Origin of the sequence: Vibrio crassostreae (assembly GCF_041439375.1) — a bacterium.
Classification (GTDB): Bacteria; Pseudomonadota; Gammaproteobacteria; order Enterobacterales; family Vibrionaceae; genus Vibrio; species Vibrio crassostreae_D.
The window spans coordinates 1-24,765 of the sequence record NZ_JBGONY010000013.1; the positions used below are offsets into that span (position 1 = coordinate 1).

Consider the following 24,765-nt stretch of genomic DNA (forward strand, 5'->3'; position numbering starts at 1 on the left):
CTTTCGCTCATAATCGTTCGGTCCCCAGTTCAAATCTGGGAGGGGCCACCAAATTAGAAAAGCCAGAACAGTTCATGCTGCTCTGGCTTTTTGCTTTTCTAAATCTGTACAACTTACGCCCTGCATTTCCTAACCAATAACGAATCATCCCGCACACAATTCCAATTGCCTCTCTGTGACTAAACATACTTTTCTTTTATAAAAAAATCGGCAATATGAGTGTACACAAATCATTCAATAGTTCAGGGAAGAAACATGAAAGACGAAACACTCTCGATTCACTTCGGCTACGAAACTGATCCAACAACCAAATCGGTTGCCACACCTATTTACCAAACCGTCGCTTACGAATTCGATGACGCACAACATGGCGCCGACCTGTTTAACCTTGCGGTGCCAGGTAATATCTACACACGGATAATGAATCCAACCAATGATGTGTTAGAAAAACGCATGGCAGCCTTAGAAGGGGGGATTGCAGGCTTAGTGGTAAGTGCGGGCAGTGCTGCGATCAACTACGCGATTCAGACGTTGGCGCAAATCGGTGACAACATTGTCTCAACGCCTCAGCTTTACGGTGGTACTTACACCCTATTTGCTCACATGTTGCCAAACCAAGGAATTGAAGTTCGTTTTGCTAAAGACGACAAACCAGAAAGCTTAGCGGCACTGATCGATGAAAAAACCAAGGCGGTTTACTGTGAAAGTATTGGTAACCCTGCTGGTAATATCATCAACTTAGAACGTGTTGCAGAACTTGCCCACGCACAAGGAGTGCCTGTGATTGTTGATAACACAGTCGCGACGCCTGTGCTGTGTAAACCTATCGATTTTGGTGCTGACATCGTGGTGCACTCACTAACCAAATACGTGGGTGGTCACGGTACAACGTTAGGTGGCGTGATTGTCGATTCAGGAAAATTCCCATGGGCAGAGCACAAAGAGCGCTTCCCTGTTTTTAATCAGCCAGAGCCTTCTTATCATGGCGTGGTTTATACCGAGGCATTTGGTGAGGCTGCGTTTATTGGTCGAGCTAGAACGGTTCCCCTACGTAATACAGGTGCAGCACTGTCGCCAATGAATGCTTTCATGTTGATGCAAGGCTTGGAGACATTGTCGTTACGTATGGAGCGACACACAGAGAATGCATTGAAAGTGGCAGAATACCTCAGCCAACACGAAAAAGTCAGTTGGGTAAGCTACGCTGGTCTGCCTAGCTCAGAATTCTACCCGCTTGCTGAAAAATACATGCAGGGTAAGCCATCGGCTATTCTATCTTTTGGCTTGAAGGACGGTTATGAAGCTGGTGTCCGCTTCTACGACGCGCTACAAATCTTCAAGCGCCTAGTGAACATTGGTGATGCCAAGTCTCTGGCTTGCCACCCTGCTTCTACAACACACCGTCAGCTAAGCGAAGCAGAACAAAAGCAAGCCGGTGTATCACCAGAGATGATTCGCCTCTCAGTAGGTATCGAGCACATTGACGATATCTTGGCTGACCTAGAGCAAGCACTTAGCGCTTAATAACGCTACCGCTAGCTCTGATAGTTAACTAACAGACACAAAAAAGCCCATCACAGGATGGGCTTTCTATTGTCTATGTTCAGCTGGAACTATCTATTTCTATTAGACAAGCTAACGATTACTCAACGGTAACCGATTTCGCTAGGTTACGAGGCTGGTCAACATCGGTACCTTTGATTAGTGCTACGTGGTAAGACAATAGCTGCATCGGTACTGTGTAGTAGATAGGTGCCGTTACTTCACTTACGTGAGGCATCTTGATGATCTTCATGCTCTCATCGCTTTCAAAGCCAGCGTCTTGGTCAGCGAATACGTAAAGTAGACCGCCACGAGCACGTACTTCTTCAACGTTCGATTTCAGTTTCTCTAGCAAGTCATTGCTTGGTGCAATCACAACAACAGGCATATCTGCATCGATAAGTGCTAAAGGACCGTGCTTAAGCTCACCAGCAGCGTATGCTTCTGCGTGGATGTAAGAGATCTCTTTCAGTTTAAGAGACGCCTCCATCGCGATTGGGTAGAACTCACCACGACCCAAGAACAGTGTGTGGTGCTTATCAGCAAAATCCGGTGCCAGTGCTTCAATTTCTTTATCAAACGCTAATGCTTTCTCGATATCTGCAGGCAGTTGATGCAGTGCTTGAACGATCTCTGCTTCTTTCTCTTCGTTGATGCGACCTTGTAGGTGACCAATTGACGTTACCATCATCAGCATTGCGGCTAGTTGAGTGGTGAAAGCTTTAGTCGAAGCAACACCGATCTCTGTTCCTGCGCGAGTCATAAAGGCAAAATCAGACTCACGGACCAGCGAAGAGCCCGCAACGTTACAGATCGTCATTGCGGACATGTATCCCTTCTCTTTCGCCAAGCGAAGTGCAGCAAGCGTATCGGCCGTTTCACCAGACTGAGAGATAGTCACCAATAGGCTGTTCGGGCGAACAACGAAGTCTCGGTAACGGAACTCAGAGGCAATCTCTACGTCACAGCTTACGCCAGCTAGAGACTCAAACCAGTAACGTGCAACCATGCCTGAGTTGTAAGACGTACCACATGCGATGATCTGCACGTGTTCAACCTTGCTTAGGATACCTTCCGCTTTTACACCAATCGCGTTAGTAATAACCGATGTGTCAGAGATACGACCTTCCATTGTGTTGATCAGCGCTGTTGGCTGCTCAAAGACCTCTTTCTGCATGAAGTGACGGTATTGACCTTTATCACCTGCATCGTGTTCTGCGTTTGATTCAACGATGTCTCGCTCTACACGCTCGCCCGCTACATCAAATACCGTAACATCACGACGAGTTACCTCAGCAACATCACCTTCTTCTAGGTACATGAAGCGACGAGTTACGTTTAATAGCGCTAGTTGGTCTGATGCCAGAAAGTTCTCACCGACACCAAAACCAATAACAATCGGGCTACCAGAGCGAGCAACAACAATACGTCTAGGATCTTTACGATCAACCACCACCGTGCCATACGCACCATCTAGTTGTTTTGCTGTTTTTTGTAGCGCTTCAACCAAAGAAGCTGACGTGCGAAGTTCCCACTCAACTAAGTGAGCAATAACTTCCGTATCCGTTTGTGAAGTAAACACGTAACCGCGCTCTTGCAGCAGAGTGCGCAGTGCTTCGTGGTTTTCGATAATGCCGTTGTGTACAACTGCAATATCACCAGACATGTGTGGGTGTGCATTCGCTTCAGATGGCTCACCGTGTGTTGCCCAACGTGTATGGGCGATACCAGTACCGCCAATAACATGTTGCTGATCGACTGCGTCTGCTAGCTCTTGTACTTTACCAAGGCGGCGTACACGAGTTAGATTAGACTCGCTATCAACTACAGCGACACCCGCAGAATCGTAGCCTCGGTATTCTAAGCGGCGAAGGCCTTCTACTAAAATTTCGGCCACATCACGCTGTGCTACTGCACCAACAATTCCACACATAGTTTCACTCCATCAATTTTGTTTTATTCCTATTGGCAGCAAGCAAAGGCCATATCTTTATTAAGATCAATTATAGGAAGGTAAATGCATAATATTTAAATTTGTTTTTACGCTGGATTAGTCAGGATCACTCGAACGTCATGTAATTCGATACGTGCTTTGGATTCTTCGCCTAAGTCTGTATCGGTAATCAAAATGTCGATGTGGTTCCAAGCCAACTCTAAATTGGGGATCTTTCGTCCCACTTTTTCCGACTCAACCATCACGATCACTTCTCGTGACACTTCAGCCATTACTTTACTTAGACCAACCAATTCATTGAACGTGGTTGTGCCTCTATCAAGGTCGATACCATCAGCCCCGATAAATAGTTGATCAAAATCGTAAGCACGCAGTACTGACTCTGCGACTTTGCCTTGGAAAGAGTCCGAGTGGGTATCCCAAGTGCCACCGGTCATTAGCAGTGTTGGTTCGCTTTCTAATTCATTAAGCGCATTAGCGACGTGCAATGAGTTGGTCATCACAACCAAGCCACGCTTAGCATTTAGCTGCTGAATTAGGGCACCGGTAGTACTGCCACTATCGATCACGATGCGGTTATGGTCGCGAATTAAATCTGCAGCGGCTTTTGCCAATGAAACCTTTCGAGTCGAAACTTGTTGACCCAGTTCTTCGTTGACAACCTCTTTCGGTAACGAAATCGCACCACCATAACGGCGTAAAAGCTGACCGTTTTTCTCTAAAGACGCCAAGTCCTTTCTAATAGTGACCTCTGAGGTTTCGAACTTAGCGGATAATTCATCAACACTAACCTCCCCTTTTTCATTCACTAGGTTAGAAATTGCATGTCTTCTGAGCTGGGTGTTTCGTTTCGACATTTAAAAAAGGCCACTAAGTTTCGATATGAAACATATTATAGTTACAACGAAACTATTTAGTCCATTTATTTTGATCCAAAAAATTAATAAATAGCGATAAAACCTTGTCCTAAGACAATTGTTAAGCAGTGATATTGAACTCATTAGGTGGTAGAATCCGCACCCGAAAAGAAAAAAAATTACAAAACTGACTGTTATTTTTTTGCAACTTACCACCTATATAGTGGGGTAAGTCACAGAAAACCGATATTGAATCAAATTCTTTTGGTCATAAAATGACTAAAACTGATGAAAGACTTACAACTCTGAAGGACATATTGGAAGTCCCGCGCTTTTACACAACAGGCACAAAATGTTGATGTAGCGGACCAATCTTCAGAACTTAAATAAATTTCAAATTGTAACAATACTTACCGGAGAGTACCTTCCATGAAAAAGACCAAAATCGTATGTACGATTGGCCCTAAAACTGAATCTGTAGAGAAGCTAACTGAACTAGTAGATGCTGGCATGAACGTTATGCGTCTTAACTTCTCTCACGGTGATTTCGCAGAGCACGGCACTCGTATCGCGAACTTCCGTAAAGTAATGGAAAACAAAGGTGAGCAACTTGCTATCCTTCTAGATACTAAAGGTCCAGAAATCCGTACTATCAAACTTGAAGATGGTAACGACGTAGATCTAGTAGCTGGTCAAGAGTTCACTTTCACAACTGACGCAACAGTTGTTGGTAACAAAGACGTAGTGGCAGTAACTTACCTAGGTTTCGCTAAAGACCTAACAGCGGGTAACACTATCCTTGTTGATGACGGCCTAATCGAAATGGAAGTTATCGCAACAACAGAAACTGAAGTTAAGTGTAAAGTTCTTAACAACGGTGCTCTAGGCGAAAACAAAGGTGTTAACCTTCCTGGCGTTTCTGTTCAACTTCCAGCTCTTTCTGAGAAAGACAAAGCTGACCTTAAGTTTGGTTGTGAGCAAGGCGTTGATTTCGTTGCTGCTTCTTTCATCCGTAAAGAAGAAGACGTTAAAGAAATCCGTGAGCTTCTAAACGCTAACGGCGGCGAGAACATCCACATCATTTCTAAGATTGAAAACCAAGAAGGTGTTGATAACTTCGATTCAATCCTTGAAGCTTCTGACGGCATCATGGTTGCTCGTGGTGACCTAGGTGTTGAAATCCCAGCTGAAGAAGTAATCTTCGCTCAGAAGATGATGATCGAGAAGTGTAACCGCGCACGTAAGATGGTTATCACAGCAACTCAAATGCTTGACTCTATGATCAGCAACCCACGTCCAACTCGTGCTGAAGCGGGTGACGTTGCGAACGCAATCATGGATGGTACTGATGCAGTAATGCTTTCTGGTGAAACTGCTAAAGGTAAGTACCCAGTTGAAGCTGTTACTATCATGGCTCAAATCGCGAACCGTACTGATTCAGCTCTTAAAGCTGAGCTAGGTTCTCGTCTAGACAGCCCACGTCTACGCATCACTGAAGCAGTATGTAAAGGCGCTGTAGACACAGCAGAGAAGCTAGCTGCTCCTCTAATCGTTGTTGCAACTGAAGGCGGTAAGTCTGCACGTTCAGTACGTAAGTACTTCCCAACTGCAAACATCCTTGCTCTAACAACTAACGAAAAGACAGCTGCACAGCTAGTTCTGACTAAAGGTGTTAAGCCTGTTCTTGTTGACTCTATCGAGAACACAGACGCGTTCTACATCAACGGTAAAGAAATCGCTCTACAATCTGGCCTAGGTAACAAAGGCGACATCGTAGTTATGGTTTCTGGTGCTCTAGTAGCTTCTGGTACTACAAATACGGCATCTGTTCACGTTCTATAAGAATGAACCGATTCGCATAAAATATAAAAGAGGGCTTCGGCCCTCTTTTTTTATGAAACAAAATCTTGCCTAACTTTTCAGTACGCTGTATTATCAATCACAATAGAACTACGTACTGTTAACTTCCAATTGGCTCTTTCTAAGAGACGGATTAGCAGACTAGAAATCATATATAGATGAGGTTTGTAATGTCTAGTCCTACGCTCACTGACAAAGTATCAAAGATGATTCGCCAAGATATTCTTAATGGTGAGTTAACCCCAGGTCAAAAGCTCGTTGTTGCTGATCTAAAAGCACGCTACAACGTTGGCGCATCTCCTATTCGCGAAGCCTTGGTACAGTTATCTTGGAGCAAATACGTAAAACTAGAGCCACAGAAAGGCTGCTGGGTATCTCCTGTATCAAAGAAAGAATTGAATGACCTATACGAAAGCCTTCGTGTTGTCTCTTCTGTTCTACTAAAAAAGGCGATTTCAGCGGGTGATGAGAGCTGGGAGCTGGATGTACTAACGTCTTACCATAAACTGTCACGAGTACAGTACGTATCTGAAGAGTTTGATTGTGTTGAATGGGAAGAGCGTCACCAACAATTCCACGTTGCGTTACTTGAAGGCGCTGATTCAGAAAACATGTTTAAGTTCTTTGATGACCTGATCAACCAAGTAAAACGTTACCGTTTCCTCGCTATGTCTGCAGAAAGCGCATCAGATGATCTGTTCAATATTGATGAACACGAAATGATCATGAAACTAGTACTGTCTAAGAATGTAGAACAAGCGACTGAACTGCTTGATCAACACCTGCTAGGTTCAATGAAACGAATTGAAGAAGTTATCGAAGCAGCATAATGCCAAGATAGATTCTAACTAAATAAAAACGGAGCCCAACGGCTCCGTTTTTTTGTTTCAGTATCACGACTGAACTACCACCCAAAAAACTCTTTGTGATGAGTATTGAGCAGCACAACCATAGGTAAAAAATACAATGCACTCAGCTGAAAGCCAAGAATGGCTAATGTGCCTATGGTTAACCTCACTAAAAAATCGACAAACATACCACGCCTCTTTTAACCAGACTGTATGATCCCCAAACTCTTGCTCCAGCTAACCTAATTCTACTGCTGCCTCTCAAATCATTGAAAAAGCTAGCTAATCAGTTGAATTAAGTTAACGGTGTCATCCTTTTACATCTGGTAAACACTCTATTTATTACATCGTTTAACACGATGTCATCTGAAGCAAAGTAGTTTACTTATTGTTCATTTTAGCTCAAATTTTCACCGACATTAGACTTTAGTCTAACTGTATAGATTTTGTGACATAGGTCGCTCAAAAGTGAGATTCCTAGAAAAAGGGGGAGAGATAAAGTGAGTCGGGGCCAGCTTGAAGAGGTGAAGCAAAGAGAAGAAAGGATTAAAGCTAAGCTAAGCGACATCATCGTAGCTAGGACACATAGAGACCGTATTACGACCAGACGATTTAGATTCGTAAAGCGCAACATCGGCACACTTGTATGAGCGAGTACTATTACTTGTTAAATCAGTAAAGCCAACACTCACCGTGACCTTAGTTCCGGCTGCCAGTTCAATCTCGATTCGCAAGCGATCCAATACGCGCTTTGCTTCCGATAGTGAGGTGTGTGGCATCAACAGTGCAAACTCTTCTCCTCCGACACGTGCAACAAAATCAGTCCCGCGAAGGCTATCTTGCAGAAGCTTAGCGACACTTGCTATCACCCGGTCGCCTTCGTCATGACCAAGTTCGTCGTTGATTCGCTTGAAGTTATCGATATCGACTAAAGCTAAGCAAGTCGTCGATTCATTGGGGTAACGCTCTACCAGACGAGAATAATACGCGAGCTGCTCTTCGAACTTTCGTCTATTCCAAAGGTTACTCAAAGAGTCACGTTCACTTAAGATCCTCAAACGTACTTCAAGCTCCTTCCTCACGGAAATATCCACCAACGAGGTGATGTAGTAGCTGACTTTACCCGAATTGTTTTTGACCACATGCACTCGCATGATCGCTGTAAAAGGAATACGCAGTTTGTTCTTACACTGAACTTCCCCTTCCCATACTTCTTCTTGCTCTAAATGACTCCAGATAGCCGAACTTGAGAGTACTTGGTCGGTATTCTCAAGCAACAACTGCAGGGCATTCTGACCGATAACTTGTTTTTTGCAGTACCCTGTCATGTTTTCAAATTCGTTGTTGGTCATCATTGTGCGGTGCTGCTTGTCAGAGATCATCACTGCCGACATGCCATTCAATGCGGCGCGCGCCAATTTACTCTCAAGGCTTCGGCGTCGATAGTGCGTCACCAAGTAAGCAAACGGGAAGGCGAAAATCAGCACCGTAATCAAAACAATGATCTCTTCGTAGGCCAAATCATTCAGGTCACGCTCAGCCCGCTCCATCAGTTGCTTCTGATTAAGTTGAATCAGCAAATGGACCTTTTGACTGTTCGCAAGCATAACCGTGTTAAAGGCAAACAAGTTGTCACCTTCAAAAAAGTACCCCACCTGCTCATTGGAGATCGCATTCCACGTCTTTGGCGCGATATTTTTAAGGTTGTAACCCTTTCTTTCAGGAATAGCGTCTCCGAACAACTTATCGCTGTTGTTACTCGCGATGAAATAACCCGCTTCATTGATAACTTCAGCTCTAAGGTCGTTATCAGGTGAAAAGCTAAGACGCGACGATAAGCCCCATACATCGAGATTAATGACTAGATAGCCCACTCTTTTGTCAGGGGTTTCTACCGGGGTAAATACACGGATTACTGGCGAATAAGGAAAGGTGACTTCACCATGCTCCGTTTCAAGCTCAATCCCCTAGCCGCCAATCTGTTCGGCTTCTAGTTTTTGAGCGTATTGGAAGTAGTTAGAATCCGACCTATCTTGCAGTTGCTGGGGTAACGTCACCCTACCGGTATCAGAAGAATAGTTAACGCGCACCAGCTCTTTACCTGTGATATCTAATAGGTGAATTTGTGTATACCACTTCTGATTCACAAGAACAGATTGCCAGACCTCCTCAAGTAGATCTTTGGTTTGGTCTGAGGGAGAAGAAGCAAAGTTAACCAAGCTCTGGCTATGACTGAGTAGCTCCATTACCGAGACTAACTGAGTCTTGAGAAGATCATAATCTCGCTTGGCATACACTAGCTGATGGACAGCTTGCTTAGCTGAGTAGTCAAAGCTCTGCTGTTTTACTTCTTTGTAACGCTGAAAATAATACAGGCATACTGCAGAAGACAATATGATAGAGATAATCAGCAATGTAATTATTGATTTTTTATTTCTCATTGCTAACTCAGATGAATGGAAGTGCAGCGCGGGATTATAGCACTCTAAAAAATTAACAAAATTAAAGCCGCTTAAAAAAGCGGCTTTAAATATATTTTTTAAAGGCTTATCGTCTAGGCTTTCAACGCACGTTCGCCTCGTGCGATACCAACAACCCCACTTCGAGCCACTTCAAGCACTTCTGTTACTTCAGACAGCGCCTGAATGAATGCATCCAATTTCTCGCTCGTACCCGCCATTTGAACCGTATATTGCGAAGCCGTTACATCAACAATCTGACCACGGAAGATATCTGCTGTGCGCTTCACTTCTGCGCGAGCAAAGCCGCTAGCTCGTACTTTTACCATCAACAATTCACGCTCGATATGCTCAAGCTCAGACACTTCTTGTACTTTTAGTACGTCGATGAGCTTATGTAGCTGTTTCTGAATCTGCTCAAGCTGCATTTCGCTTGAGTTAGTGGTGACGTTCAGACGAGACAGTGTCGGATCATCCGTAGGGGATACATTCAAAGACTCGATGTTGTAGCCACGCTGAGAAAACAAGCCAACCACACGAGAAAGCGCACCCGGTTGGTTTTCCATTAGTAGTGAAATAATGTGTCTCATATTATGTTCTCTCCGTTTTGCTTAGCCACATGTTATCCATACCCTCGCCTTTGATTTGCATTGGGTATACGTGCTCGGTGTCATCCACACTAATATCGACAAATACCAAACGGTCTTTCATCGCCAGTGCTTTTTCCAAACCTGATTCCAATTCATCCGGGGATGAAATACGCATACCAACGTGGCCATAAGCCTCAGCAATAGCAGCAAAATCAGGAACAGAGTCCATATATGAGTTAGAGTAACGACCTTGATAAACAATGTCTTGCCACTGTTTTACCATGCCTAGGAAACGGTTATTAAGGTTAATAATCTTAACGGGAATATTGTATTGCAGCGCAGTCGACAGCTCTTGGATATTCATTTGAATACTGCCGTCACCGGTTACTACAACCACTTCTTCGTCTGGTTTTGCAAACTTAACGCCCATACCAGCAGGCAGACCAAAGCCCATTGTGCCTAGACCACCAGAGTTAATCCAACGACGTGGCTTGTTAAACGGGTAGTACAATGCTGCAAACATTTGGTGCTGACCTACATCCGAAGCAACGTAAGCATCACCATTAGTTACTTTATGAAGTGTTTCAATAACTTGTTGTGGTTTGATGCACTCTGAAGATTTTTCATAAGCTAGGCAATCACGATCTTGCCACACCTTGATTTCACTCCACCAGCTTTCCATTGCTTCTGCATCATTGGTGCCGCCTTGCTCAACGAGCAAGTTGACCATGCTCTCCAGAACCTTTTCAGCAGAACCTACAATCGGCAGATCCACTTTTACGTTCTTAGAGATCGAAGATGGGTCGATATCAATATGCATGATCTTCGCATCAGGACAGTACTTATCTAGGTTATTGGTCGTTCGATCATCGAAACGTACGCCAATACCAAAGATCAAATCCGCATTGTGCATCGCCATATTGGCTTCATACAAACCATGCATGCCCAACATACCCAAAGAGTTCTTATGAGTGCCAGGGAAAGCGCCAAGCCCCATTAGGGTGCTTACCACAGGTAAATTCAGTGCCTCTGCTAATTTTAACAGCGGCTTATCTGCCTCAGAAATAACCGCACCACCACCGACATAAAGTACCGGCTTCTTCGCTTCAAGAAGGGCTTTTAGTGCCTTTTTGATTTGACCTTTATGACCCGTAACCGTTGGGTTATACGAACGCATTTTGATCGTTTCTGGGTATTCATAAGGAAGTTTGATTTGTGGGTTTAAGATATCTTTTGGCAGATCAATAACCACAGGACCAGGACGTCCTGTCGTTGAAATATAGAATGCTTTTTTAACGACTTCAGGGATATCTTCCGCTTTCTTAACTAAGAAGCTGTGTTTAACGATCGGGCGGGATACACCCACGATATCACACTCTTGGAAGGCGTCGTTACCAATAAGGTTATTTGGTACGTTACCAGAAATAACAATCATTGGAATTGAGTCCATGTAGGCTGTTGCAATACCAGTAACGGTATTGGTCGCACCTGGACCAGAACACACAAGTACTACACCCGGTTTACCGGTAGAACGAGTGTAGCCATCTGCCATGTGGGTAGCGGCTTGTTCGTGTCGTACTAATACGTGTTTAATTTCATTAGTTTTAGCATGCAGCGCATCGTAGATATCAAGTACAGAACCACCTGGGTAACCAAAAATTTGTTCTACACCCTCTTCAATTAGAGACTGCACCACCATCTCAGCGCCGGATAACATTGCTGTTTCAGGTTTTGTTGTCATATTGCTCTCCTCACCAGTTTCCAATCATATTTGGTGAACATGTTGGGCTGGTTTTTCATAGTCTAGGGCTTATTCGTAGCCTAATTCGAAATACTTCCACTTTTTCGGCTATGGCTGTCTATCGTGATAACAACAAACAGTAATACGAAACAACTTTAACGCTTTATTATCATCTGGTCTAACACCTGTTATTCGTCAACTGTGCCAAAAAACTAACTATTAGCTCAAAGCATCAAATAAAACCCAAACCAACCTTAACAACTAGTTTTAAAAACTAGTACACGAGCAAAAAAAAGCACTTAATATTTCGATAGATCGCTATTTATCGATAAACAGCGAGCCTGTTGGTGTGCGCTTTCGCACATAGTGCTGTGTCATTAGATACAAAAAATCCCCCTAAAAATGCAATCACATTCGTAGGGGGATTTTTAAACAACTGAAAATTTATCTAAGCAGAAAACTACTTATCTTTAGGCTGTTCGTTGTACATTTCTTCGATTTCGTCTTGATACTTATCGTTGATAACTTTACGACGCAATTTCTGAGTTGGTGTCAGTTCACCATCATCCATCGAAAATGCTTTCGGTAGCAGTTTGAATTTCTTCACTTGTTCAAACTTAGCCAGCTCTTGCTGTAGGTCATTGACACGCTTTTCTAGCATCTCAACGATTTGGTGATGCTTAACAAGCTCAACGCGATCGTGATACTTGATATTAAGCTCTTTGGCGTACTCTTCTAGCGAGTCATAACAAGGTACAATCAGCGCAGAAACGAATTTGCGTGTATCAGCAATAACAGCAATCTGTTCGATAAAGTGATCTTTACCAATCGCTCCTTCAACCACTTGCGGTGCAATGTACTTACCACCAGAGGTTTTCATCAACTCTTTGATACGATCAGTAATGAACAGGTTACCATTTTCATCAAAATGACCCGCATCACCAGTTTTCAGGAAGCCGTGCTCGTCAAACGTCTTAGCCGTCTCTTCTGGCATCTTGTAATAGCCACGCATCACCATTGGACCACGTACAAGAATCTCGTCCTTCGCACCAATCTTCACTTCAGCACCCGGCATCGACATACCAATCGAATCAGGATTAAAACAGCGGTCATCCCAGCAAGATACTGTTGCTGTAGTTTCTGTCATGCCATAGCCAAGTTTTACGTTGATACCGATAGCATGGAAGAAGCGACCAATCGTCTCATCTAGCTTCGCGCCACCACATGGCATGAAGTTGATGTTACCACCTAGCAAAGCTCGCAGTTTAGACAGCACAAGCTTATCGGCTAGTGCATGGCTCTTCTTCAGCATTAACGATGGAGTACGGCCTTCCTGGTGACAAACTGAAAGCTTCGCTCCCATGTTCACCGCCCAAGTAAATAGCACTTTACGGATAAACGGCGCTTTAGATACCTTCTCGTGAATCGCTGAGAAGATCTTCTCGTAGAAGCGTGGAACCGCACACATTACGGTAGGTTTCACATCGCTTAGCGCATCACGCACTTGCATCGTATCTTGCAGGTAGCAGTTGGTTGCGCCTTTATAGAGAACGTAGAACGTCCAAGCACGCTCAAATACGTGTGACAGAGGTAGGAAACACAATGAGACATCGTCTTTACTTAGGCTAAGACGCTCATCGTGGCCTTCTAACTGGTAACCAATATTAGTGTAATCAAGCATTACGCCTTTTGGCTGACCTGTAGTACCAGAGGTATAAATAAGAGTCAGTAAGTCATCCATGCTTGCATCAGCAAGACGCGCGTCAAGTTCTGCTTGTTGTGCTTCAACGCCACGCGCCATGAAGTCATTCCAAGATACGGCAAAGCTGTGTCCTTGCAGGTCGATGTCATCAGACATAGCTACAACAACTTCTAGCTGCTCGCACTCTTCAAACAGGCTAACTGCCGCATCGAATTGAACTTGCTCACCAACGAATAAGATCTTCACATCTGCGTTTTGGATGATGTAAGACGACTGCGCTGCTGTGTTGGTTGGATAAATCGGCACAGTCACAAGGCGAGCTTGTAAAGATGCAAAATCTGCCACTGTCCATTGAGGCATATTGTTTGAATAGATACCGATCTTATCTTGAACTCTAAGTCCCTGAGCCAATAGTGCTAATGAAAGCGTATCGATTTGTTGTCCAAACTGCTCCCAGCTAATACCTTGCCATACATTGTCTACTTTGTGCTTCAAAGCTGTACGGTTGCCGCCTTGGGCAATTTGGTCACGAAGTCTTTTTACGATATGAAAATCTAAATTGGCCATCTCTTTACCTTTGGCTTACACCTGTAAGCTTTTTTGAGCGCACAAGTGTACCTCTGATCATGGAAAAGGCAACTGATGAAGCTCAAAGTTATCAGTAATAGTACGTCTAACGCTAAGTTTTCTATCCACTAAAATAGCGCGCATAAAAAAGCCCCAAGCCAGACTCCTAGCTTAGGGCTTATAAATCATAGGGATTAGTGTCTAGTTAAGTGCCACTACTTCGCCACAGATCATCATTAACTGATCTCGTAACCAAATGTGTCCTTTATCCTTTTCACTTGATTCGTGCCAGCTTAGGAAGCCAGAAATCGCCGCATTATCGAATGGGAAATCTAGAATCTGAAGCTGCTCTTTGTTTGCTGCATGTTCTACCATCCAACGAGGAGCAATCGTTACTAGTTCAGATTGACCAACAACGTAAAGAACGTTGCTCAAGCTCGTACCTTCGTAGAAAGGCGTGCAATCTAGGTCACGGTAAGCTTGCTCAGAGAAGCTACGTTGACCATGGATGCGAGACAGTTTTGCGTGCTTTTCGTTAAGCAGCTCTGCCGCAGAAACTTCACCATTGATGCGTGGGTGAGAAGCAGAAGCAACCACAACTAACTCGTCTTGGAAGATTTCAGTGCTTGAGAAGCCTTGCTCATCAAAACGAGCGTAATCGATAACGAAGTCGATTTCTTGGTAGCGCATACGCTCAGAAAGTTGACGATCGAATTCAGCATCCATGTGCAGTTTAACGCTAGGTGCTTGGTCGTTGATTGTAGACATAATCTTAGGTGCAAAACGCATGTCACAAGGGCTGCAAATCGCAAGCTTGAACAAGCGAGAAGACGACTCTGGAGAGAACACAGAGCTTGGTAATTCGTTGCGTACTAGTTGAAGCGCTTGGCGGATAGGACCGAACAACTGACGTGCACGTTGAGTCGGTTGAATACCACGACCCTGGCGCATAAATAGTTCGTCGTTAAACATCACTTTCAAGCGAGCCACAGCGTTACTTACTGCCGGCTGAGACATACCTAAATTGTGAGCTGCACGTGTAATGTTTTGCTCTTGCATTACTGCATCAAATACAGTCAAAAGGTTTAAGTCTACTCCACGAAGTGTGCTTTCCATTCTGTAGCTAGCAATAGCACTCATTGCGTCTTTTTTATCTAACATTCAAGTTGCCTCTTGTCGGTACGACAGCGTTAAATTTGTAATGGTATGGGAATAGATAACCACTAGTTCTTATATTTATCAGACCGATGTGTTTCGGATTACCACTACTATTAACCAATACATCCCTAGCTACCAACAAGATTGATAAAGAATAATTTTATTTTACCTTAATGATTAATTAACACTTAAAAATCATAAATTTACAGAGTTATAAAAAAACATAAAATGCGCTACTTATGAGTTTCATTTCGACTTATTTAGCTGTTCTATCGTTTGGTTACATTTGTTACAAATTATTGAATCGATGAATTGATTGACCATTCGATTCAAAAACACCACTTATGGATTAGGTGAGTGATGCATAGCTTGGAAAATCCACCTTGTCCCAAAGTTGTTTTCTTAGGTCATCTTGGTTGGACCAATTTCCGGCTAAAACCCACTCAACAAGTGCACTAGCCACGTCTGGATAAGAGACAACCTCAGCCTGTTTTTCGTTGAGCCAACCACGCAAGATTGCTGGGTCAAGAAAGCTCATCGTTTGGGCTAATCCAAGCGCCTCAAGTGTTGCCACATTGCTCTGTTGTTCGAACTGCCCTTCAAGTGGTTTGAGAAGCAATTTCTTCCCTAAGGTTAAAGCTTCAGACGGCAATTCAAAGCCGCCATTTGCGACCACACCTGAGCACTGATTAAGGTCGAATTGGAAGCCCGCATGACTGAGTGGTTTGAACTCAATATTTTCGACTCGACTATGCTCAATAACATCTGGGTGGTAACAGACAAAATTATGCGAAATGAACTTCATCAGCAGCTCTGAGATCGACTCAAGATCCTCAAATGGCAAATAGACCAACGTAAAGTCTTGTGCTGTTTTGGTTTGTTGCTCACCAACTAGCGTGGGAGCGATAGGCGTATGAACAATAGGTGGAAGTATCGGCTGTTCAAAGTGATACCAGTGCAACCCAATTGAGTGCGCGGTTGGGGCGAAATGTTGAATCACTGAATGTTCAATCCAGTTGCCCCCTTCTTTGGGTACATCATAACGAAACGCATTCTGGTGGCTTATCCCAATGCATGGCACACCTTGCCGCTTAGCCGCCCATGCAGTCACAGGCTCAAAGTCATTAATCACTAAGTCATAAGGCGTAAGATCGATCTGGTTAATCTCACGGAGAAATCGCCAGATGTTATTCTTGATGAATGTTTTGCCGTATTTAACCTGCCCCTGCTCGCTGTAAAAAGTTAAGCCGCTGCGAGTCTGATAGTTGCCAAACGCTTCCATCGAAAAGTATTTACTCGCTTCTCGACCTGAGAATAGAAAATCGACATCGATATTTTGCTGACGAAAAGCCACAGCCATTGCTCTCGCACGTGCGATGTGACCATTTCCAGTGCCTTGTACGCCGTATAAAATTTTCATGCATGTTCCTTTAAGTTTGCCACTTTAGCTCGGCAGTGGTTGCCAACAAAATAATTACAGGATGAAGCTGATAGCAAGGCTAGTACAAGCGATGCCCAAGGCTGCGCCAATCAGTACGTCTGTTAAAAAGTGCACACCAAGTAAGATTCGAGAGCCAGCAATCGCAGTTGCCCACACCAAGCTAAAGAGATATAAGCTCGGATAGAAATGTCCGATTAGGGTCGCCATAACAAAAGCCGCCGCGGAATGCCCAGATGGCAGGCTGTATTTATCGGATGGCACAATGTGGGAATAAAGCAGTGAAGAGAACTCTGCCGGTCTGCGACGTTTGAGGGTATTTTTCGCGAGCCAGTAGATAGGCAACTCGATGGCAAAGGCGGTTAAACCGACCAATAGAAAATCTCGGCCAGTACTGCTATCAGCCAACAAAGCAATCAATGCAATTAACACGTAAAGGTGTCCATCTCCAGTATGAGACACCGCTTTACTGAGCGTTGCATGTTGCCCGCTATAACGGTTTTTTAAACAGAAAACAGAAAATGCCACATCCCAACGGACAATAGGTTCGATTGTACGCATACGATCTCCTTAACAATCCTTATTCAGTTAAGGCTCAAGTTATGCTCAACAAATGACAGTTAAGTGACGTTTTGAATGAACTAAAATGAAATTTCCTTGGGATGCGCAGTGCAGCCGCTCGGGCCAAGGATATGAAAAAACACCCTATAAAGATAAAGCGGCACTAGGCCGCTTTAGTGTTTATTACTTATTTTCTTGCTTCCAATGTCTATAGCGAGAGAGGCTCGTGCTTTTTCACTAAACCAAAGTCCGCCAATATTGCGTAAGCCGCTGGGATCATAAACAGCACCAGTAAGGTCGAGGCAAATATACCGAACACAATCGAAATAACCAGAGGCTGAATAACCTGAGCCTGTAAACTGGTTTCCGTTAACAGCGGTAGCAAACCAGCTGCGGTTGTCATTGAGGTCAAAAATACCGCTCGGAAACGCTCGCGACTGGCTTTCACCACCGAGTCATGCACGCTATCTCCCTCATCGACATGGTGACGAATGTATTGCACCAACAAAATGGAATCGTTGACCACAATCCCAGCAAGCGACACAAAGCCCATCATGCTTGGCATACTCAAAGAGTGCCCAAGTATCCAGTGTCCAACGACCACCCCAATAAAAGCGAGTGGAATCGCCAACATCACGACCACAGGCTCTAAGTAGCTTCGGAATTGATAGCTAAGAATCGCAAACACGCCAAATAAGCCGAGTAAGAAGCCTTTGCCCATAGAGGCTCCAGTCTTAGCCGCATCTTTGGCCTCCCCTTCGAAATCAAAGCGTAAACCCGGGTACTTCTGAATAAGTTTGGCGGCTTCATCTTTTTGGAACTGAGCCAAGATCGCGGATGAACTCGCTTTCTTGTTATCAATATCACCAAAGATACTGATGGTTCTCAGCCCATCAATACGCTGAATTCGCACGTAATTACGTTGGAAATCTAACGTCGCCAACGTTGCTAGCGGGATCTGACTGCCATCTGCGGTGATGATCGGGAAGTTGGCCAGCTGCTGTATGTCGCCCGCTTGCTCTTTATCAAGACGCACTTCAATCGAGATATTCTCAACACCGATTTGAATCTCATCCGCTGTCTGACCAAAGAAAGCCGCACGCAATTGGGAAGCAATCATCTGCCCATTCACATTGTAGGTTTCAGCTCCCGGACGCAGCTTCACCAAGATCTCTTCTTTACCCATACGCATGTCGTCAAGCACGCCGTGCACGCCATCGAACTGATTAAGGTATTCCTGAATATCCAGAGAAGCGGATTTCAATGCACTTAGGTCATCATGCTTAGCTCGAATCTCGATAGCGCGACCACCCGGCCCCATGGTGGGTTGCTTGAATACCAGTGAGATTGGATCTGCAAGTTCACCGATGTCCTCTCGCCATGCATCGATGAAATCATCGATCACCGTATTACGACTCTCTGCTCCGCGTAAGTCTAAGCGCACTGTGGCTAGGTGTGGGCCAGATTCATTGGCATCGGCGTTAGCATTGAATTGGCTAGTTATGTGCTCGACCAGTGTATTGCCTTCTTCAACCTCTTCGCTCCATTGCTTGTTCAAACGCTCAGCCGACGCGACAATTTTATCGACGACTTTTTCGGTTTGAGACAGTGATGCGCCCGGTGGAAGAATGATACGCGCTTCGGCAATATCACCATCCAGCTCAGGGAAAGGTTGAAACTTAACAACCCCGCCAGCAATCAAGGCTACTGAAAGCAACAATAGCGTAATCACTCCGCCCATAAAGGCGTAGCGGAACGTCACGACTTTCTCAACCATGTTCATCAAAGTGGTATTACGGAAGTTCTCAAACTTCTCAAGCAACACAACCTTAAAACGCAGCGCTGGCTTGTCATTCTTTTCTTTGTGTAATGAATGAGATAGGTGATTAGGTAGGATCAGGAAGGCTTCAATCAAGCTCAACGACAGCACCAAAATCAAGACTTGAGGAACGGCCTTAAGCACCGCGCCCATCTCGCCATCTAGGAACAGTAAGCTACCGAAAATACACACCGTGGTTAAGAAAGAAGACAACACTCCGGGAAACACTTTCTTAACGCCGTTGTACACCGCATCATCAACGTTTTGCCCCCGATCTAAATGGGACGCTATCGATTCGGCAATCACGATGGCGTCATCCATCATGATACCAATCGCCATCAACAGTCCGACCAGCGACATAATGTTAATCGATAAACCAAGATTGGCCATCAAAAACAAACCACCAAGGAAGGCTACCGGCAACCCCGCCGCTACCCAAAATGAATAACGTAAGCTGAAGAACAGCCACATGGTGGCGAACACCAGCACAATACCTTGCCAGCCATTACGCGCCATCATGGTTAAACGATCCCACAGCACAGAGGAGAGATCGTTGGTCATTTGTAGTGTCACACCGTCAGGAGCAATCGCGCTTTGATCTTCAACGAATCGTGTTACGTTCTCTTTGATTCGCAGCGCATCGTCTTCTTTGTTCTTACTGATCTTAAGCAGCGCCGAAGGCTTGCCATCAAATAACACCTTCTGTTCATCCAGCTCAAAGCGGTCAGTTATTTTGGCTATGTCTCTCAAACGGATCACCGAGCCATTAGGCGCAGAACCAACCACGATACTTTCAAGTTCAACCGGTGTGATTCGTCTCTCGTCAAAACGAATCAGGAAGTTTTTATCAGGTGTTTCAACGTTACCACTCGGAAGCTTCACATTCTGACGACCAATTTGATCTGCAATATCACCGACGCTCAAACCCAGCTGACGAATCGCTTGGGTATCCAACTCAACACGATATTGATGATCTGAGAAGCCGCTGACCTCGACCAAAGATACACCGTAATCGAGCTTCATAGTGCGCTTAAGATCTTCCGCGTAGGCCTTAAGTTCCGGCCACGACGTTTCGGCTGTGATGGCGATATCAACAACTGGTTCATTCCAATCTAGCTCTTGAACAACAGGTGATTCAATCTCGGTTGGGAAGTCATTGATCGAGTTGATCTGGGTTTGCACGTCCACCAGCATTCGGCCAATATCCGCTTTCTCATTTAACTTCAGAATTAGACGTGCGCTACCTTCGATCGCCTCACACTGAGTTTCTTCAATGTTGGCTAAACCATCTACCGCGTCTTCCATTCGCACACATAGGCTCTCTTCCACTTCTTGTGGAGAAGCGCCGGGATAAACGATGGCTGCCATAATGTAAGGCGGATCATAAGCGGGGAAGGTTTCACGCTTGATTGTTGATAATGAGCTTATACCCATGATCAACAGTCCAAGCATCAACAAGTTGGCTGCTGTTGGGTGCCTAGAGAAGAACTTGATCATGACGCACTCTCCTGAGTATCCGATTCAAGCTCAGCCTCTTCAGAGTTCGACTCTTTCAATAACATGCCCTCGATAGCTGGCAGGACATCATTTAGAACCAACTTGTCTCCGGTTTGTAGCTCACCACTCACAACCACTTGATTGTCTCTACGGTAAAGCACTTCAACATTCACCACTTGCAAGCGTTGATTGTCGTCCATCAAGTAAACCTTATCACCATGCAGTGCTCGCTCCGGCACAACCCAACTCAGATTCGCTACACCTTCAATCTCCGCTTTTACAAACATACCATTAACCAACGGCGTTGCGCTGTCTGGCTGCAGTTGTGAATAGTCTTGAGCGATCTCGAGAATAATCCCCGCCGTCGCTTGGTTTTCATCAACCGTTTCGCTGATTCTTGCTACCTTCGCAGGCCAGCTAAGGTTCAGGTTACCGCTGTTAAGTTGGATGCTTGCTTTGATTGGCGCTTCGTAAGGATTAGGAATTCCTGCGGTATCGCGAGGGAACTGCTTAAAACTGGAGGCTAAGGTTTGCATATCGTGAATAGAAAGTTGCGCCTCCACTTCCATAACATCAATCCCGTGAGCAATAAACATCTCTTGCTGAAGGTTAACCACTTGATTTTGTTCAATATCAACTTGAGCAATTCGCATCGCTCTTGGCAAAGTGACGGTAGTCTTATCGAGAGAGCGTTGCGCCTCTTTCACTTTAGATACATTGACCTTAATCACCGCTTCCGCAACACGTTTTTCGTCTGGCATTAATGCGATTTGGTTCGCGATATCTAATACCAACTTCTGTTGAGATAGCGCACTTTGTTTTTGTAGATCGACATCAGACTGCGAAGTCAGCCCTTTCTTACGCAGATCCTGTTTACGTTGTAACTCTTTATTACTGATCACTAAGCGATTCTTTTCGATCTTAAGAGTCTGATTAAGGTTGTCTTCTTCTTGATTCAATTTCGCTAATGAGGTTTGGCTTGATTTTAGATCCGCCTCTGCTTGTATCAGTTTCAATTCGTAATCCAATGGATCAACTTTGAGTACGACCGTTCCTGCAGGGATCACCTGCCCTTTTTCAAGATCTGGATGTCGATAGACAATCTGCCCTGTTACCTCGGCAATTGCTTTCCATTCGACTTTCGGCACCACCTTGCCAAAGCCAACCGCTAACGGCGCTATCAGTTGTTGCTCTAGGCTTACTGTATCAACTAAGCGGGCTCTATCACCCGCAGGTTTGGTTGGAAGATCCGGCTTCAAGTTAATCGCGGCGACAAGGCCAATCACACCAACCGCAAGTGCTGGAAAGAAGAGTAGTTTTTTATTTATTTTCATTATCTTTGGTCCTGCACAGAAGAAGGGCTAGGCGTATTTATAAAGCCTTCTGTCATCAATTTAATGTTGTGTTCGATTAAGCGGTTAAGAAATTCTTCATTAATCTCAATACCATGAATAGCAAGCAAAGGTGGGGGCGCAATGAACGGGAACACCATCAAGCTTATATACGACACGCGGCAGAGTTTGGGATCCATCTCTTTTCTTAAAACGCCTTGTTCAACCAGTTTTTCAAAAATGACATCCTGAGCTGGCTTAGCGACATCGTGAAAAACCTTTTCGAGCAATTCTCTTTGCACTTCAGAGGGAGGCATATTCATCACTTGGGCTAGCAAGCGAGGAAACTTAGGTACCTTGACCATCTCTTTGTAGTAAGTCCGCATTAGGTCAAGAAAGCTCTCATGACTACCTTCTTCAACCAACCTTTGCATCTGCAATTGCATCGGTCGTAGCGTTTCACGCAGCATGGCTTCAAACAGCCCGGCCTTACTGCCAAAGTAATAACGGATCATCGCAATATTGACACCCGCACGCTCAGCAATCAGGCGTGTCGAGACCTTGTCGTATGGCAGAACGACAAACAGATCACGAGCATGCTCAATCAATAACTGTCGAACATCTAAGTTCTTTTGAGGTCGCCCCGCTTTTCGTGCCGTCATGGAAAAAATCCATCTCTATAATTAATCATCTGATTAATTATAGAGATAAACAGGCGTAACAGTAGAAGATTAATTACTCATTATTTAATCAAGTGATTAATTAATTTGGTCACGCTTGTGATTTTTTTGGTGAATCGTTCCATCAAAAAGATTTACTACAAAGTTTTAACCTACACATAAGCTAAACGATAAACTAACCCCCCAATACAAAACCATCAATCAGATGATTTAGCCAATAACTAAACACAAAACAGTACAAACCAAACAAAAACGTCGCCAATGCACGCTGATATTGGATTTTCTTGTTTGACGCTCAGAATAAATTGCGGTAAATATGGTGTTAACAGTTTATTTACGGATATTTGTGTAATGATTTTTTCTTCTTCTCGACTGCTGAAACTTCTCCTTATCGTGAACCAATCGCGCGGGTAAGTTGTGGGTCAAGAACTACACAAATATTAAAACCCGCGCTGAGCGGGTTTTTTTGTAACTGGCACTTTTAAAAGAACATCATTCTTAATAATAATTTGGATAGCAATCGATTCATTATCGATATAAGGAAGCACCCATGAACGATCAAGTGATAATTTTTGACACGACCTTACGTGATGGCGAACAAGCGTTGGCTGCAAGCTTAACGGTAAAAGAGAAATTACAGATCGCTTATGCACTTGAACGACTGGGTGTAGATGTTATTGAAGCGGGTTTCCCTGTGTCATCACCAGGCGATTTTGAATCAGTACAAACCATCGCAAAGAATATTAAAGATAGCCGTATATGTGCGCTTTCTCGTGCAGTAGCGAAAGATATTGATGCCGCAGCCGAAGCACTAAAAGTGGCTGAACAGTTCCGTATTCATACCTTTATTTCTACATCGACGGTTCACGTACAAGACAAATTACGCCGCAGTTACGACGATGTTGTCGAGATGGCAGTGAAAGCGGTAAAGCATGCGCGTAACTATACCGATGATGTTGAATTCTCTTGTGAAGATGCCGGTCGTACACCTATCGACAACCTATGTCGTATGGTTGAAGCAGCAATTAACGCTGGCGCAAAAACCATCAACATTCCAGATACCGTAGGCTACACAGTACCGAATGAGTTTGGTGGCATTATCCAAACGCTATTTGATCGCGTACCAAACATCGATCAAGCGATCATCTCTGTTCACTGTCACGATGACTTAGGCATGTCGGTTGCTAATTCAATTGCAGCTGTGCAAGCGGGTGCTAGACAAATTGAAGGCACAATCAATGGTATTGGTGAGCGTGCGGGTAACTGTTCTTTAGAAGAAATAGCAATGATCATCAAAACTCGTCAAGAGCTTTTAGGTGTTCACACAGGCTTGGATCATAAAGAGATTCACCGTACCAGTAAGTTGGTTAGCCAGCTTTGCCACATGCCAATTCAAGACAATAAAGCAATCGTTGGTGCTAACGCATTCAGCCACTCTTCGGGTATTCACCAAGACGGCATGCTTAAGAACAAGAACACTTACGAGATCATGACGCCTGAATCTATTGGCTTGAAAAACAAAGCATTGAACTTAACCAGCCGCAGTGGTCGTGCAGCCGTTAAGAGCCACATGGACGCAATGGGCTACAAAGACAATGAGTACAACCTAGATTCATTGTACGAAGACTTCTTGAAGCTTGCTGACCGTAAAGGCCAAGTATTCGATTACGACCTAGAAGCACTAATGCACTTCGCAAATCTACGCGACGAAGATGACTTCTATAAACTTAACTACCTAAGCGTACAATCTGGTAGTGTTATGTCTACCACCAGCATCAAGCTTCAATGTGGTGATGAAGAGAAATGCGAAGCGGCTGTCGGTAACGGCCCTGTTGATGCGCTATACCAATGTATTTACCGCTTAACGGGGTACGAAATTGCATTGGATAAATTTGATCTTACCGCCAAAGGTGAAGGCGAAGATGGCCTAGGCCAAGCTGATATTATTGCTAACTATAAAGGCCGCAAGTACCACGGTACAGGCGTATCAACCGATATCGTTGAAGCTTCTGGTCAGGCGCTACTGCATGTGATCAATAGTATTCAACGTGCCGACACCATTGCTGAAATGAAACAGCAAAAAATCGCGACAGTTTAAATACCCAATAACAGAGCCCTAGAGCCGATGTTATTGGCTTTAGGGACAAAATTTAAAACGAGC

General features: G+C 44.4%; 15 protein-coding genes and 1 pseudogene. 4 read left to right on the forward strand and 12 right to left on the reverse strand.

Going from position 1 to position 24,765, the window contains the following annotated elements; genetic code table 11:
* Positions 1–255 precede the first annotated feature (255 nt).
* Positions 256–1,524 carry an O-acetylhomoserine aminocarboxypropyltransferase/cysteine synthase family protein gene (locus tag ACED45_RS07800; RefSeq protein ID WP_371713696.1) on the forward strand — a complete coding sequence of 423 codons (1,269 nt, stop codon included), beginning with the start codon at positions 256–258 and terminating at the stop codon, positions 1,522–1,524.
* A gap of 118 nt (positions 1,525–1,642) precedes the next feature.
* Here ACED45_RS07800 and glmS read toward each other — a convergent pair whose 3' ends face one another.
* Both glmS and ACED45_RS07810 read right to left on the reverse strand, forming a co-directional pair.
* Entirely contained in the window at positions 1,643–3,475 is a 1,833-nt protein-coding gene (gene glmS / locus ACED45_RS07805; RefSeq protein ID WP_371713697.1) for a glutamine--fructose-6-phosphate transaminase (isomerizing), read from the reverse strand.
* A 107-nt stretch (positions 3,476–3,582) separates the two neighbouring features.
* Positions 3,583–4,353: a DeoR/GlpR family DNA-binding transcription regulator gene (locus tag ACED45_RS07810; protein WP_136984179.1), complete on the reverse strand. Its 771-nt coding sequence runs from the start codon at positions 4,351–4,353 to the stop codon at positions 3,583–3,585.
* Positions 4,354–4,782: 429 nt separating this feature from the next.
* On the opposite strand from ACED45_RS07810, the gene pykF reads away from it, so the two are divergent.
* Positions 4,783–6,195: a pyruvate kinase PykF gene (pykF, locus tag ACED45_RS07815; RefSeq protein ID WP_017061403.1), complete on the forward strand. Its 1,413-nt coding sequence runs from the start codon at positions 4,783–4,785 to the stop codon at positions 6,193–6,195.
* 176 nt (positions 6,196–6,371) lie between these two features.
* Entirely contained in the window at positions 6,372–7,043 is a 672-nt protein-coding gene (locus tag ACED45_RS07820; protein ID WP_019826885.1) for a GntR family transcriptional regulator, read from the forward strand.
* Positions 7,044–7,618: 575 nt separating this feature from the next.
* Here ACED45_RS07820 and ACED45_RS07825 read toward each other — a convergent pair.
* The 10 genes and pseudogenes from ACED45_RS07825 to ACED45_RS07870 all read right to left on the reverse strand — a co-directional run bounded on the left by ACED45_RS07825 (position 7,619) and on the right by ACED45_RS07870 (position 22,586).
* Positions 7,619–9,502: pseudogene (locus ACED45_RS07825) on the reverse strand (diguanylate cyclase).
* A gap of 113 nt (positions 9,503–9,615) precedes the next feature.
* Entirely contained in the window at positions 9,616–10,110 is a 495-nt protein-coding gene (gene ilvN, locus ACED45_RS07830; RefSeq protein WP_008219984.1) for an acetolactate synthase small subunit, read from the reverse strand.
* A gap of 1 nt (position 10,111) precedes the next feature.
* Positions 10,112–11,851, reverse strand: coding sequence for an acetolactate synthase 3 large subunit (locus ACED45_RS07835; protein ID WP_102478552.1), 1,740 nt, complete (start codon positions 11,849–11,851; stop codon positions 10,112–10,114).
* Between the two features lie 460 nt (positions 11,852–12,311).
* Positions 12,312–14,120, reverse strand: coding sequence for an AMP-dependent synthetase/ligase (locus ACED45_RS07840; RefSeq protein WP_108083070.1), 1,809 nt, complete (start codon positions 14,118–14,120; stop codon positions 12,312–12,314).
* Positions 14,121–14,321: 201 nt separating this feature from the next.
* The gene (leuO, locus tag ACED45_RS07845) at positions 14,322–15,281 is read right to left on the reverse strand and encodes a transcriptional regulator LeuO (protein ID WP_019826889.1); all 960 of its coding nucleotides are present in this window, start codon (positions 15,279–15,281) and stop codon (positions 14,322–14,324) included.
* A gap of 346 nt (positions 15,282–15,627) precedes the next feature.
* Complete coding sequence (locus ACED45_RS07850; RefSeq protein WP_371713698.1) at positions 15,628–16,698, reverse strand: MJ1255/VC2487 family glycosyltransferase; 1,071 nt, start codon at positions 16,696–16,698, stop codon at positions 15,628–15,630.
* Between the two features lie 54 nt (positions 16,699–16,752).
* A complete protein-coding gene (locus ACED45_RS07855; RefSeq protein ID WP_123285532.1) occupies positions 16,753–17,277 on the reverse strand; it encodes a phosphatase PAP2 family protein in 525 nt (174 codons plus the stop codon).
* 208 nt (positions 17,278–17,485) lie between these two features.
* Positions 17,486–20,593, reverse strand: a complete 3,108-nt coding sequence (locus ACED45_RS07860; RefSeq protein WP_055319006.1) for an efflux RND transporter permease subunit — start codon at positions 20,591–20,593, stop codon at positions 17,486–17,488.
* The gene (locus ACED45_RS07865; protein ID WP_371713699.1) at positions 20,590–21,927 is read right to left on the reverse strand and encodes an efflux RND transporter periplasmic adaptor subunit; all 1,338 of its coding nucleotides are present in this window, start codon (positions 21,925–21,927) and stop codon (positions 20,590–20,592) included. The genes ACED45_RS07860 and ACED45_RS07865 overlap by 4 nt, the downstream gene beginning before the upstream one ends.
* Complete coding sequence (locus ACED45_RS07870; protein WP_048657989.1) at positions 21,927–22,586, reverse strand: TetR/AcrR family transcriptional regulator; 660 nt, start codon at positions 22,584–22,586, stop codon at positions 21,927–21,929. The genes ACED45_RS07865 and ACED45_RS07870 overlap by 1 nt, the downstream gene beginning before the upstream one ends.
* 568 nt (positions 22,587–23,154) lie before the next feature.
* Between ACED45_RS07870 and leuA the strand changes: the two genes are divergently transcribed.
* A complete protein-coding gene (gene leuA, locus ACED45_RS07875) occupies positions 23,155–24,702 on the forward strand; it encodes a 2-isopropylmalate synthase (RefSeq protein WP_048657988.1) in 1,548 nt (515 codons plus the stop codon).
* The last annotated feature ends 63 nt before the right edge of the window (positions 24,703–24,765 follow it).

What these genes read in the sequence shown, in the direction of transcription:
- ACED45_RS07800 (WP_371713696.1), top strand. Translation starts at nt 256, where the DNA reads ATGAAAGACGAAACACTCTCGATTCACTTCGGCTACGAAACTGATCCA.
- glmS (WP_371713697.1), bottom strand. Translation starts at nt 3,475, where the DNA reads ATGTGTGGAATTGTTGGTGCAGTAGCACAGCGTGATGTGGCCGAAATT.
- ACED45_RS07810 (WP_136984179.1), bottom strand. Translation starts at nt 4,353, where the DNA reads ATGTCGAAACGAAACACCCAGCTCAGAAGACATGCAATTTCTAACCTA.
- pykF (WP_017061403.1), top strand. Translation starts at nt 4,783, where the DNA reads ATGAAAAAGACCAAAATCGTATGTACGATTGGCCCTAAAACTGAATCT.
- ACED45_RS07820 (WP_019826885.1), top strand. Translation starts at nt 6,372, where the DNA reads ATGAGGTTTGTAATGTCTAGTCCTACGCTCACTGACAAAGTATCAAAG.
- ilvN (WP_008219984.1), bottom strand. Translation starts at nt 10,110, where the DNA reads ATGAGACACATTATTTCACTACTAATGGAAAACCAACCGGGTGCGCTT.
- ACED45_RS07835 (WP_102478552.1), bottom strand. Translation starts at nt 11,851, where the DNA reads ATGACAACAAAACCTGAAACAGCAATGTTATCCGGCGCTGAGATGGTG.
- ACED45_RS07840 (WP_108083070.1), bottom strand. Translation starts at nt 14,120, where the DNA reads ATGGCCAATTTAGATTTTCATATCGTAAAAAGACTTCGTGACCAAATT.
- leuO (WP_019826889.1), bottom strand. Translation starts at nt 15,281, where the DNA reads ATGTTAGATAAAAAAGACGCAATGAGTGCTATTGCTAGCTACAGAATG.
- ACED45_RS07850 (WP_371713698.1), bottom strand. Translation starts at nt 16,698, where the DNA reads ATGAAAATTTTATACGGCGTACAAGGCACTGGAAATGGTCACATCGCA.
- ACED45_RS07855 (WP_123285532.1), bottom strand. Translation starts at nt 17,277, where the DNA reads ATGCGTACAATCGAACCTATTGTCCGTTGGGATGTGGCATTTTCTGTT.
- ACED45_RS07860 (WP_055319006.1), bottom strand. Translation starts at nt 20,593, where the DNA reads ATGATCAAGTTCTTCTCTAGGCACCCAACAGCAGCCAACTTGTTGATG.
- ACED45_RS07865 (WP_371713699.1), bottom strand. Translation starts at nt 21,927, where the DNA reads ATGAAAATAAATAAAAAACTACTCTTCTTTCCAGCACTTGCGGTTGGT.
- ACED45_RS07870 (WP_048657989.1), bottom strand. Translation starts at nt 22,586, where the DNA reads ATGACGGCACGAAAAGCGGGGCGACCTCAAAAGAACTTAGATGTTCGA.
- leuA (WP_048657988.1), top strand. Translation starts at nt 23,155, where the DNA reads ATGAACGATCAAGTGATAATTTTTGACACGACCTTACGTGATGGCGAA.